Below are 12,123 nucleotides of genomic sequence, written 5' to 3' on the forward strand. Positions count from 1 at the left end.
TCGCCGGTGCACCGATCCCGAATACGCACGAGCCTCGCGGTCGCCGGTGTGGCCGCGCTCGTGTCGGCATGCGACGCATTCGATTACTTCGATCGGCTTCCGGATGTCCCGGAAGCCTTGAGTTTCAGCGGCAATATCACCGGCACGCTCGACAACGGGGTGAGCGTGTTGTCGCATACGACCGACCCGATCGAGCTCGGCCACCACACTCGGTGTTCGGACTATGTGGGCCAGGATCAATCGACGGGTGCGCGGAGGCCGGTCTTCATGGCGACGATCACGGGCACCGTCGGTCAGGTCCGGTTGACCTTGGGCATCTTGGTTCGGGGCGATTCGACGGCCTACCTGCAGCCTGGAACACCGGACAAGGTGGACGCCATAGAATGGGGCAACGATCTGCTGCTTCCCGGCGACCGGCAGGACTGGCCCAGATTCGGCGGTGACGGTGGCATCGTGACGATGGACGCCGACCACAAAGGCGGGACCATCACCGAGAGCTATGCCTTGACCGACGGGTCAGCCGCGAATGCCTATCCCGGCGTCACCAAAGTGACCGGGCATTGGCGCTGCGGCTGACCGCGTCATCGTCTATTCGCCTTGGGCAGCAAGGGAAATCGGCTGCCATTCACGCCAGGTGGCGAGGCGGGATTCGTAGTCGGCGGTGGCGATGGTGAGGGGGAGTTCGCCGAGGAACAGGCGCAGCGGGGGCTGCTCCGCGTCGACCACGGTGAGGATGGCGGTGCGGGTGGCGGTGGGTTCGCCGCGGCGGATGGAGTTGCGGGTGGCGTTGCGGCCGACGCGGATGGGTTCGTAGGCCGGGTGGGGGGTGGCGTGGCGGGCCGAGGGGCCGGACCAGTCGGTGGCGAAACCGCCCGGCTCGATGAGGGTTACGTGGATGCCGAAGGGGGCGACCTCCGCGGCCAAGGCTTGGGAGAAGCCTTCCAGGGCCCATTTGGAGGCGTGGTAGGCGCCGAGGTTCGGGAAGGCGGAGATGCCGCCGATGCTGGAGACCTGCAGGATGTGGCCGCTGCCCTGGGCCCGCAGGATGGGGAGGGCGGCCTGGGTGACCCACATCGCGCCGAAGACGTTGGTTTCCAACTGATCTCGGAATTCTTGTTCGGAGAGTTCCTCGACCGCGCCGAACTGGCCGTAGCCGGCATTGTTGACGACCACGTCGAGGCGGCCGAAGTGGGTGGCGGCCTGTTCGACGGCGGCGAAATCGGCGGCACGGTCGGTGACGTCGAGGTGCAGCGGGAGGAAGGTGTCGGGGTACTTGGCGACGATGTCGTCGAGGGTGGCGAGATCGCGGGCGGTACCCGCGACGCTGTCGCCACGTTCGAGTGCGGCGAGGGCCCACTCACGCCCGAAACCCCTTGAGACACCGGTGATGAACCAGATTTTGCTCATGCTTCGACCCTACTGAGCTGGAGTGCACTCCAAGCAAGGGTTGCGGCCGTTTCCGCTGGCATTGGCCTTTTCCGCCAGCCATGGATATTGCGAGCCCGATCACATCCGTGGCATAGTGTGCTCTGCAATATTGAGACTGCATAGTCTCACAAATGGGGATCAGGGTGAGGAAGTAGGTCGATGAGGACCAGGAGACTGACCGGCCGGATCGTGCGGCTCGGGACCATATCCATCTGCGCGCTGGTGGTGGCGGGCTTGACCGCGGGACCGGCCCAGGCCGATCCGGCCGACGCACCGGCGCCGCCGTCGATCCAGCCGGCCCGGATTCTGCCGCTGCCGCCGGAACTCGACCCCGGCTTCTACTACCCGCCCGCCGACGTGGTGGCGGCCGCCGCGCCCGGCGAGATCATCGCGGCCCGGCAGGTGAACGTCGCCAACTTCGGGCTGATCCCGTTGAACGTGGACGCCTGGCAGGTCTCCTACCGCTCCAACAACAGTCGCGACGAGGCCATCCCGGCCGTCGCCACCCTGCTCAAGCCGCGCGGGGTCTCCCCCACGCCACGCAAGCTGCTCTCGGTGCAGATCGCCGAGGACTCCACCGCGGGCTACTGCAGTCCCTCCTATGCGCTGCAACAGTTCTCGGCCGCGACCTTCCTCGGGCAGATCGTCGCGCCCGCCGAGTTCCTCTTCGCGCAGTCGGCCCTGCAGAAGGGTTACGCGGTGGTGATCCCCGATCACCAGGGCCCGAATTCGGCGTATGCGGCGGGTCCGCTGGGCGGGCGCATCACCCTCGACGGCATTCGCGCCGCCACCTCCTTCGCGCCACTCGGCGTCGGGGCGGGCGCGCCGGTGGCCCTGTACGGCTACTCGGGTGGGTCGATGCCGACCATGCACGCCGCCGAACTACGCAAAACCTATGCGCCGGAACTGAATATCGTCGGCGCGGCCTCCGGCGGCACGGGAGCCGACCTGGGCGCGACGCTGCTCATGGCCAACAATCAGGCGACCGCCGGCCTGGTGCTCGGCGCGGTGCTCGGCCTGGCCCGCGAGTACCCGGACTTCAACGCGCTGCTGGACCAGAAGCTCAACCCGCTCGGCCAACTGCTGCGCACCGTGAAAGCGCCGTTCTGCGTGCAGTATCAGTCCGCGCTGCTGCCGTTCCTGAACATCACCGGGATGATCAACTCCCCCGATCCGCTGCAAGAGCCGGCCGTGCAGGCCATGCTCGAGGACACCCGGCTCGGCAAGAGCCTGCCGGATATGCCGGTGTTCATGTGGCATTCCAAGTGGGACGAGATCCTGCCGCTCGGCTCGACCGATCAGCTCGTCAACACCTATTGCCAGGACCCGGCCGCCCAGCTGACCTACACCCGAGACTGGGCCAGCGAGCACATCATGGCCGAGGTCACCGGCGGACCCGCCGCCCTGATGTGGCTGTTCGATCGCCTCAATGGTGTTGCGGCGCAACCGGGTTGCTCGACCACGGATATGCCCTCCATGCTCGGCACCCCGGGTGAGCTGCAGACCCTGAGCGACACCCTCGGCGAGACGCTGGCGTCGTTCTTCGGCAAGCCGATCGGGGCGTAAACCGATGTGACGCAGGTCTCATCGGGGGCCTGTGTCACTGGCGTACTCGAGTCACGCTGCGATAGCGACTCATTCGCGAAAGTAACGCTCGCGTCACCCGCAACGACGTCTCCGGTGGTAGATGGCCCGACTGCAGACAGGGCTTTGACGGTTCACTGTCGGGGTGAAATGGGGATTCGGGCATGGATATTCGCGGCTTCTTGAAACGACATCGCATTATGTCGGCGGTGGCGGCACCCGCAACACTGGGATTGGCGGCCGTGGTCGCGGTGACGTTCGCGTACACGTCGTCACCGGATTCCAAGCAGGCCGATCCGGCGCTCAAGGCGTCGGTGACCGAATGCCATGACATGGTGACCATCTCGGTGGCCGGGCGCAATGACTCACCGCAGGCCGGCACCACGAAGATGCTGGTCGACGCCAATGGCAACGAGCTGCCCGCGGCGCTTTCGGACGATTACCAGAGCCACTGGGAAGATCCGATCGTCAACGCCCCCAACGGCCAGGTCGACTCCAATTCGTACTGGGCCGTGTACGTCTCCTACCCGGCCAACCTGAGCACCTACGAAGACTCCGTGAACACCGGTGTCGCCAATACCGAGCAGGTCATGCGCGATATCTCCGCGGCCTGCCCGAACACCAAGTTCGCGATCGTCGGCTACAGCGAAGGCGCGGACGTCACGCGCCGGGTCGCCCAGGAGATCGGGCACCAGAACGCCGGGGCCGACGGCAAGTACGGGATCGTCGATCCGGGCAATGTGGCCGGTGTCGTGATCCTCGCCGACTCGGGGCGTTCGGCGGGTGACGGCCCGTTCATCGGGGCCAAGGATCCCAGCCACCCCGACAACTTCAACCAGAGCTATCAGAACAACAAGGACGTCGCGGGCGGTCAGGGCGCACTGCAGGACCATGCCGGCGACTTCGGCTCACTCAACGGCCGCATCGCGTCCTTCTGCTCCGACGGCGACCTCACCTGTGCCGCACCGAAGAACATCTCGCTGCTGCAGCTGGCGGTCAATGTGGGTCGGCAGATCAATGTCGACCAGATCCAGAACGACAACACCCTCACCCCGGAAAGCGGCATGAATGTGGCCGTGGTGCTGGGCAAGATCGCCGGTAACGCCTTCGCCGATATCGCGCACGATCCGGGCTGGTGGACCAGCAAGGAGACCTTCCTCGATGTGCTGCTGAAGGTGTCCGCGCCGGACTACAAGCCGAATCAGGACAACCCGACACCGGTCGAAGCGAGCAATATCGACGCCCAGAACATGTCGCCGCTGGCCTACCTGCCGCAGAAGGTGTTCAACGAGGTCATCGGGCTGATCACCACCAACCAGAACACCATCCCGGTGATCCTCAACGACCCGTACAACCTGACCCTGGGCCCCAACGGCACCGGCCACCACTTCGACTACTGGCACGACCAGAACCCGGACAATGGCAAGCAGGTCAGCTCGGCCGACTACGCCGCGGCGTGGCTGACCGAACTCGCCAAGGAGGCGCAGGCCAAGCAGCTCGACCCGCACACGCTGACCTCCTCGCCGACGGCCACCACGACCCCGAACGCGCTCGCGGCGGCCCGGGCCAGCGCGTCCGGAACCAGCACGCCCGCAAGCGGTTCCACGACTCCGGCCACCACCACGCCGGGCAGCGCGACCACCGTGCCGCCGACCACCACCACGGTGCCGCCGACCGCCACGGTCACCCCGGACCCGGGCACCACGACCCCGCCGGTCACGACCACCACCCCGCCGGTCACCACCACGACCGTCGCGCCGACCACCACCACGGTGCCGGTCACGACGACCACGGTGCCGCCGACCACGACACCCACGCACTGACCTGAAACGAAATGCGCCGGTGCGCACCCCTTCCGGGTGCGCACCGGCGCATTGTCGTTGTCGGGGACCGGCTCAGCGAATGGTGAACCAGACCAGGCTGCCCAGTCCGCCGACCAGGCAGTAGATGGCGAACGGGGTCAGCGTCTTGGTCTCGAAGTACGCGGTGAGGAACTTGACCGAGATGTAGGACAGCACGCCCGCCACCACGCTGCCCGCCAGCGCCGGGCCGAGAATGTCGTGGTTCTGCGGCTTGAACAGCTCCGGCATCTTGAGCACACCGGCCGCCAGGATGACCGGGGTGGCCAGCAGGAAGGCGAAGCGGGCGGCGTCCTCGTGCCGCATGCCCTTGAACAGGCCGGCCACGATGGTGCTGCCCGAGCGGCTGATGCCGGGGAAGAGGGCGGCGATCTGGGCCGCGCCGATCAGGGTGGCGTCGCGAATGCTCAGGCGCGACAGGCGAACATCCGAGGCGCGATCCGGGTCGGTCATCGGCAGCACGATGGTGTCCTCCATGGACAGGTCCGTGGTGCGGCCGGTGGGGCTGCTGAACTGGAATTCGGGCTCGTGGTCGCGCTTGCGCATGATCTCCGCCGACAACAGCACGAAACCGTTGATCGCCAGGAAGATCGAGGTGGGAATGGGGTTGCCGAGATAGTGGCGGACCGCCTTCTCGAGCAGCAGACCCGCGAGTCCCACCGGGATGGTGGCGATCACGAGCAGCACGCCCAGCCTGGCCTCGGGCGTGCGGATCTGACGGGTCAGCGCCACATCCCAGAGGCCGCGGAAGATGCGCACCCAGTCACGCCAGAAGAAGATCACCAGGGCCACCGCGGTGGCGACGTGCATGGCCACCAGCAACGCCAGGTACGGGGAATCCGTGGCGGACATGCTCAGATCGTCGGCCCACTTGCCACCCACCAGGGCGGGCAACAGAATGCTGTGCCCGAGACTGGAGACGGGGAAGAGTTCACTCACCCCTTGCAGTGCGCCGACGACGATCGATTCCAGGTAACTGATGGCCATTCGAATTCCTGTCGGACGGGCGTGCGGGAACCGAACACCCCGCGCCTGGGGCTGCTCGCCTGGCGAGGCTACCAGTGTCCGATTGCCACTTCGCGTCCGCGCCGCGGCCGGGGCCTGGGCGGCTCGCGGCCCTGGAGCGGGGGTTTCAATGCGGCGCATGCAATGCTGCGAAGGGCGAATTCTCCCTGTACGCAATCGAATTGCGCGGCACGGAGGCGGCCTGCGTGGAATACTTCCGCGATATGCAGTACAGGGGATTCGACAATCCCGACACCGGCGAGGATCCCGAGTTAGCTCAGGCTCGCATCTTCCTGGATGAATTGGAAAAGCATGTAGTCAAACTGACCAGGCGATTACAGACCGCGCCGACCGCGGAGGCCCGGCAATCGATCAGTGCGGAACTCTCCACGGTGCGCCGCTATGTGGATCGAATTCACCGCAGGTTCCCGGGAATTGCCGTCGGAAATCCATTCCGCGGCTCGCCACCCGGTGCTCCCGCGCTCTGATTCCCCACCGGCACAGCAGTTCTCGGTGACGCTGCAGTTCTCGGTGGCACTGCGGCTCTCGGTGGCACTGCGGTGCTAGTTGGCCAACTGCGCGCGCCAGCGTTCCGCGGAGCGGACCATATCCAGGCCCACCCGCTCCAGGTACTCGCTCATGCCGAGCAGCCGCAGCCCGGCGGGCGTGGCCGATCCGAGCGCGTCCGCGCCGTCGCGAGCCTTGGCCGCGAGTCGCTCATTGGCCTGCGCACTCACGAGAGTGGCGCGATACCAGGCGGATTCGTCGATGAAGTAACGATCGCGCCGACTGCCCGGGTCACGGTCACGGCGGATGAGCGACTGCTCCTCCAGATGGCCGACGGCCGCCGAGACCGTCGCCGGACTCACCCGCAGATGCGCCACCAGCTCCGCGGCGGTGAGACTGCCGGAGTCCGCGGCGTAGAGCCGGGCCAGCACCGCCGAGGCCATCTTGGGCATGCCGGTCTGGGCGAACAGCGCCGCGAACTGGCTGCTGAATTCGGCCAGCAGCACCTCGCTACGGCCGTGTTCGTCTGCGCCGCAAGGGTTTTCGGTGCGTTTGGGCCGGGGCGCGCGACGCCGCGAGCGCACCGCGGTGGCGGCCTGGGCCAGATCGGCGCGATAGCGTCCCGGCCCGCCGTTGCGGGTCACCTCGCGGCTCACGGTGGAGGTGGGGCGGTGCAGCTGACGGGCGATATCGGCATAGCCGAGCCCGCCGGCCAAGCCCGCGGCGATGAGACGGCGATCCTCCTGGCTGAGTCTTCCTCCGGGCATCGGAGCGGCTCCTTCATCAGAGTGCCGCCGAAGCGGCAGGGCTCCAACCTATTGCAACACACGACCTGCGTGATTGCATTAGGCTCCGGCGCTGCGACATCGCGAATTCGCCTGTGCGGCAGGCGTTATCCCGATCCCACCGGCATTCGTTCATTACCCGCATTGTGAACGCAACGTAGCGTTCGCCCAAGGTCGAATCGCGTGCGGCCGCCGCGACACGTCCGGCACGGCCTGACACGCCGAGGACGACGCGGTCCTATAGTGACCCGGTGAACAGTCCTGACGCGCGCGAGCTCATTCTGCTCGCCGGTGAGCGCACCATCGCCGAACGGGGGCCGGATGTGGCCCTGCGCGATATCGCGGTGGCGGCTGGACAGCGCAACAACTCCGCGGTGCACTACCACTTCGGATCCCGGGACGGGCTCATCACCGCCATCATCGAACGCCACCAGCCCGCGCTGGAGGCGCGTCGCACCGAACTGCTGACCGCCCACCGGGCCGCGGACGCGCCCGACAGTGTGGCCGCGCTGGTCGACATCCTGGTGCGACCCATGTTCGACGTGCCCCGGGCCGAGGGGTCCACGCATTACGCGCGATTCCTGGAGCAGGCCCGCGCGCATCCGGCGCTGACCGGGCCCGACCTGAGCGAAAAGCGTTGGCACGCCACGCGAGAGATCGTGACCCGGCTCTACCGGGCGCTACCCGACCTGGGCCGCGCGCAACGCACCTACCGGCTGCGGGCCATGAGCACCGTCATCTTCGCCCTGCTCGCCGACTACGAGAGCCAGGACCTGCCCACCGCCGGTGAGCGAAACGACGTGCAGGACAACATCATCGCCATGATCGTCGGACTGCTCACCGAGCCCGTCGACCGTCAGGGCGCGGCCGTGCGCGCATCGGGGTCGAACCCGCCCGGAATCTCGTAGACCTGACCGGTGAAGGTGATGCCGAACAGCCGCCCGGCCGAGAAGCCCCGATCACCGCGCCCGTACTGCACCTCGCTGGTCAACTGCGGGCCGAAGCCCAGGACGCAGTACTGGCCCGGGTTGTCGATGCGGACCACCTGACCCGACGGGTTGAACGGCACCACCGGGCGCTGCAGCGCGTCGAGGGTCAGGCCGTCGGGAGCGTCGAAGAAGTCACCACCGGACAGGTCGAGCAAGGACTGCGGGGCCCAGGGCGCGGCGGTCGGTATCCGGCTGACCCCGGGATTCACGAAGGTGCGCGAGACGTAGAGGAAGCCGTTGCCCTGATCCAGCACCGCGCCATTGGCGCTGGGGAAGTTCGCCCAGTCCGCCTGCACCACGCCGTTCGGATACACCCGGCCCACCAGTGAGCCGAAATCATTTGTGGCATAGACGGTTCCGTCGTGTGCGACATCCATGCCGTCGGCCGCGGAGAGCCCCGCCGCGAAGGGGGCCATGGCCCCGGTGTCGGGATCGACCGTGACGATGCCGGCGTGGCGGATGCTGTCGCCGATCGCCGCGCGCGCATCGGCACCGTAGCCGACCAGCATGCGACCGTCCGGCAGCCAGGCCAGGGCACCGGCACCACCGCTGGGAACCCGGGCGATCGGCACCGCGGGCGCACCCGGCGCGTCGATGCGGAAGACCTGACCGCTCACCAGATCGGTGACGAAGGCCCGGCCCGCCTGGTCGACGGTGATGCCCTCCAGCGCGGCACCCGGCACGGTGGCCACCGTGAAGGTCGGCTGCCCGGCCCCCGGACAGACCGGGGCGGCGGATGCCGGTGCGGCGGTGACGGTCGACAATCCGGCGACGGAGAGTGCGGCGAATGCGATTGCCGCCGATCGCCTGCCGAGTCCCGACCTCGTGCGCCTCAGCTTGCCCATCTCGCACCTCGCGAATTCGGCCGAATGATCTCTGCATCGTAAGACGTTTTCGGGGCTTGACGGGTTCGATCAGAAGCGGCGGGCTCCGGTCACCGGCATATTGTTCAGGGGTGAGATCTTCACGCCGGAACTGTTGTCACTGGCATGGATGATCTTGCCGTCGCCGAGATACAGCGCGGAATGACCGCCGCCGTAATACGACACCAGATCGCCGGGCTGCAATTCGTCCAGGGGTACCGGGGTGCCGGAGGCCAGCTGCGAATAACTGGTGCGCGGCAATTCGACTCCGGCCTCGCGATAGGACCACTGCACGAAACCCGAACAGTCGAAGGAGTCCGGGCCGTTGCCGCCCGAGCGGTAATTCGCACCGAGCTTGCTGCGGGCCGCCTCGATGGCGCGCTGGCCGGGCGTCACCCGCGGCATGCTCGCGGGCACCGACGCGGGCGCTGCCGCGGCATCGGTGACTCCGGGGATGCCGGTCAGCGGCGGCAGGACGTTCGGGAGCTGGAAGGTGCCCAGTCCGGCCACCACCACCGAGCGGACCTCCGGCGCGGGGGCCGGGCGCAACGGTTCGGGCGAGAGTGCTTGCACCGGAACGGGATCCTGCAGCGGGTCCGCGGGAGTGATGGCGACCCGCTCGGGGATCGCGACCATCCGCGAGGCATCCGCCTCACCGACACCCGGAATACGGTCGTCGGCATCGGGATTCGTCACGGGACGGGAACCACCGGCTTCCCCACCCGTGGATTCCTGTGCCGGAACGGCGATCCCGGGCTGCCCCGATGAGGGGATACCCAGCTGCGCCGCGATCTCGTTCGGGATGTCGATCGCCCCGATACCGGGGACCTCGATCGGCGCCGCATGCGCCTCGCCCGCCGTGAACAGCAGGGCCGCACCCACGGCCGCCGCGCCGAGGACTCCTGTGACCAGGGTCCGCAGGCTCAGCCGCGGAAGCTTCAGAACCTTCTGTCTATCACCGATCTGTTCCATGAGCGGTCGTCCTCCGTCTAAGCCGTGGGCTATCCGGTTTCCGTCCAACACTCGCGAATGTTCGGTACTGCCAGCAGATCCGAAATTGCATATTTCGCCGGAAGATCAGGCGGCGCAACGAATGACAGGCGTGTTATTCATAACGAAACAGTAACCATTGACGGCTGTGTCCAATTGGACACAGCAGTTTTCGGCCTTGGACACAGTCGATTTCGGCCGAAATCCGCGACATCACGCGCGCGGTGACGGATTTGGACGCGCGCCCGTGTGAGACTGGCGAACGGTAAACCTGCCCTCCCCATCATCAGGAGGATGTTCAATGACCGAATCCGGTGCGCTACCGAATCTTCCCGAACCTCTCGTGGTCACGCTGGGGAATCTCAAAGGCGGCGTGGGCAAGACGACCTCCGCCTTCTTCCTCGCCTCGTATTTCACCAGCGTGCACAAACTTCGAGTACTCGTCATCGACGCCGACCCGCTCAGTCAGACCGGGTACTCCTGGTATCGGCGATTACAGAAGGCCGAAGTCGACGTCCCCTTCGAACTGCTCGCCTTCCCGTCTCGGCATGTGCACGACTGCATCACCGACAATTCCCGCAACTTCGATGTGATCATCGTCGACGCCGGTGGTGAGTCCGCCGAGATCTTCAAGGCCGCCGTCCCGGTGAGCGACGAACTCGTGCTGGTCACCAGCGTGAGCCCCTCGGAGGTCAAGCGCGTGCCCAGTACCTATCGGGCCGCCGAGGAGGCCGCCGCCGAACACGATCGCGCCATTCGCGTGCGCGTGCTCATGACCAAGGTGCCCGTCACCATGAAGAACGGCGTCAACGTTTCCACCGAATACCGCACCCAGCGCGGCAATCTGGAGGACGCCGGATACGACGTCTTCGACTCCTATGTCAGCGCGTGGAAGTGGTATCGCGAAGCCGCCGACGGTGAAGTCGGCGACGGCGCCGAGAATCCGATCGAGGATCTCGGTGAATATCGAGCCGTCGGCGACGAATTGATACGGCCCTATCTGGAAGCCGTGGCGGCGACCCGTATTCCGATGGAGGTGCCGGCCTGATGCCACCGCAACGCCGTAAAGGCTCCATCGGCGGCGGCGGGGGGCTGGGCCGCAACCCGCTCTCCGATGAGGCCGAGCACACTCCCCCGGTCTCCCCGCTGCGGGACGCCAAATGGCCACGCACGCCGCAATTGTCGAAGGCGGCGACCGCGGTGCTGATGTCGCCGTCGACGAAACCCGCGGTCGCGGCGAAACCGGTGGCCGACACCGAACCGGCTCCCCCGTCGCCGGTGGCCGTGCTGGAAGCCGTTCCCGCCCGGCCGGTTCCGGTAGCGCCGGTTCCGGACGAGCAGGTCGCTGTACCGCCCGCACCCACGCCGACGCCACCATCCGAACCCACGGCCTCGGTGCTGGAGATGCCGCTGCCCGCCATGGCCGGTGCGGGCCCGCTGAGCAGCTCGGAGAGCGAACAGCTCGAAGTCTGCGAATCCTCCATCGACGCCCTGCGGGTCGCCTTCTGGACCGCCGGGCGCGCGCTGCAGATCGTGCGGGATGCCCGGCTCTACCGTGCCGAGCACGCCACCTTCGACGAGTACGTGGAGAAGCGGTGGGACATGCAACGGTCCTACGCGCACAAGCTGATCCGCGCCTGGCCGCTGGCGGCGCGACTGCATCCGGTCGCACCGTCGCTCAACGAGGGACAGATCCGCGAGCTGCTGCCGGTGGCGGCGGCCTACGGTGAGGAGGCGGCGGTCACCGTGTACACCACGCTGGCCGCCGATGTGAAGGTCACCGCGGGCAAGCTCCGCGAAGCCGTCGCGGTACTGCCCGACGACTACGACGAGAGCGAAGTAGTGCAGCGGCTGCAGGCGTGGATGCGCGGCGAGGTGATCGAGGAGCAGTCGCAGACGACCGACGTATTCAGTTCGGTCGAATCACGACTCACCGCACTCACGCAGAAAGTGGTGCGCGGGTCCACCGACCATCCGGTCGCGGCTCGGGAATTCGCCGCCAAACTGCGCACCATGGCCGAACTCATCGAGCGGCAGATTCCGGTCGGCTGACAACGGATCGAAAGAAGGGGGCCCGGCCGAGTGCCGGGCCCCTTCTTTATGTGCCGCTTCG

Annotated in this window: 12 protein-coding genes; 7 read left to right on the top strand and 5 right to left on the bottom strand. The window is 67.1% G+C overall.

Annotated features, from left to right (window positions below; all coding sequences use genetic code 11):
* Positions 1-48 precede the first annotated feature (48 nt).
* Positions 49-576 (top strand): hypothetical protein, encoded by a 528-nt coding sequence (locus ACFXHA_RS22825; RefSeq protein WP_379359876.1) that lies wholly within the window; start codon positions 49-51, stop codon positions 574-576.
* A gap of 12 nt (positions 577-588) precedes the next feature.
* Here ACFXHA_RS22825 and ACFXHA_RS22830 read toward each other — a convergent pair whose 3' ends face one another.
* Positions 589-1,407, bottom strand: coding sequence for an SDR family oxidoreductase (locus ACFXHA_RS22830; protein WP_379359878.1), 819 nt, complete (start codon positions 1,405-1,407; stop codon positions 589-591).
* A 180-nt stretch (positions 1,408-1,587) separates the two neighbouring features.
* Between ACFXHA_RS22830 and ACFXHA_RS22835 the strand changes: the two genes are divergently transcribed.
* Together ACFXHA_RS22835 and ACFXHA_RS22840 are read left to right on the top strand one after the other, a co-directional pair.
* Positions 1,588-2,994 carry a lipase family protein gene (locus tag ACFXHA_RS22835; protein WP_379359880.1) on the top strand — a complete coding sequence of 469 codons (1,407 nt, stop codon included), beginning with the start codon at positions 1,588-1,590 and terminating at the stop codon, positions 2,992-2,994.
* A gap of 182 nt (positions 2,995-3,176) precedes the next feature.
* On the top strand, positions 3,177-4,835 hold the full coding sequence (locus tag ACFXHA_RS22840) for a cutinase family protein (RefSeq protein WP_379359882.1): 1,659 nt from the start codon (positions 3,177-3,179) through the stop codon (positions 4,833-4,835).
* A 72-nt stretch (positions 4,836-4,907) separates the two neighbouring features.
* Here the strand turns inward: ACFXHA_RS22840 and ACFXHA_RS22845 are convergent, their stop codons facing one another.
* Positions 4,908-5,864, bottom strand: coding sequence for an undecaprenyl-diphosphate phosphatase (locus ACFXHA_RS22845; protein ID WP_379360673.1), 957 nt, complete (start codon positions 5,862-5,864; stop codon positions 4,908-4,910).
* A gap of 194 nt (positions 5,865-6,058) precedes the next feature.
* Here ACFXHA_RS22845 and ACFXHA_RS22850 point away from each other — a divergent pair, with 194 nt between their 5' ends.
* Positions 6,059-6,364: a hypothetical protein gene (locus tag ACFXHA_RS22850; protein ID WP_379359884.1), complete on the top strand. Its 306-nt coding sequence runs from the start codon at positions 6,059-6,061 to the stop codon at positions 6,362-6,364.
* Between the two features lie 75 nt (positions 6,365-6,439).
* On the opposite strand, the gene ACFXHA_RS22855 is transcribed toward ACFXHA_RS22850, so the two are convergent.
* Positions 6,440-7,150, bottom strand: coding sequence for a helix-turn-helix domain-containing protein (locus tag ACFXHA_RS22855; RefSeq protein WP_379359886.1), 711 nt, complete (start codon positions 7,148-7,150; stop codon positions 6,440-6,442).
* 269 nt (positions 7,151-7,419) lie between these two features.
* On the opposite strand from ACFXHA_RS22855, the gene ACFXHA_RS22860 reads away from it, so the two are divergent.
* Positions 7,420-8,076: a TetR family transcriptional regulator gene (locus ACFXHA_RS22860; RefSeq protein ID WP_379359888.1), complete on the top strand. Its 657-nt coding sequence runs from the start codon at positions 7,420-7,422 to the stop codon at positions 8,074-8,076.
* Here ACFXHA_RS22860 and ACFXHA_RS22865 read toward each other — a convergent pair.
* Both ACFXHA_RS22865 and ACFXHA_RS22870 read right to left on the bottom strand, forming a co-directional pair.
* A complete protein-coding gene (locus ACFXHA_RS22865) occupies positions 8,025-9,002 on the bottom strand; it encodes an SMP-30/gluconolactonase/LRE family protein (RefSeq protein ID WP_379359890.1) in 978 nt (325 codons plus the stop codon). The two genes, ACFXHA_RS22860 and ACFXHA_RS22865, sit on opposite strands and share 52 nt — an antisense overlap.
* 69 nt (positions 9,003-9,071) lie before the next feature.
* On the bottom strand, positions 9,072-9,992 hold the full coding sequence (locus tag ACFXHA_RS22870) for an NlpC/P60 family protein (RefSeq protein ID WP_379359892.1): 921 nt from the start codon (positions 9,990-9,992) through the stop codon (positions 9,072-9,074).
* A gap of 319 nt (positions 9,993-10,311) precedes the next feature.
* Between ACFXHA_RS22870 and ACFXHA_RS22875 the strand changes: the two genes are divergently transcribed.
* Both ACFXHA_RS22875 and ACFXHA_RS22880 read left to right on the top strand, forming a co-directional pair.
* The gene (locus ACFXHA_RS22875; RefSeq protein WP_379359894.1) at positions 10,312-11,058 is read left to right on the top strand and encodes a ParA family protein; all 747 of its coding nucleotides are present in this window, start codon (positions 10,312-10,314) and stop codon (positions 11,056-11,058) included.
* Positions 11,058-12,062: a hypothetical protein gene (locus ACFXHA_RS22880; RefSeq protein ID WP_379359896.1), complete on the top strand. Its 1,005-nt coding sequence runs from the start codon at positions 11,058-11,060 to the stop codon at positions 12,060-12,062. The genes ACFXHA_RS22875 and ACFXHA_RS22880 overlap by 1 nt, the downstream gene beginning before the upstream one ends.
* The last annotated feature ends 61 nt before the right edge of the window (positions 12,063-12,123 follow it).

Source organism: Nocardia sp. NPDC059240 (assembly GCF_042753865.1).
Classification (GTDB): Bacteria; Actinomycetota; Actinomycetes; order Mycobacteriales; family Mycobacteriaceae; genus Nocardia.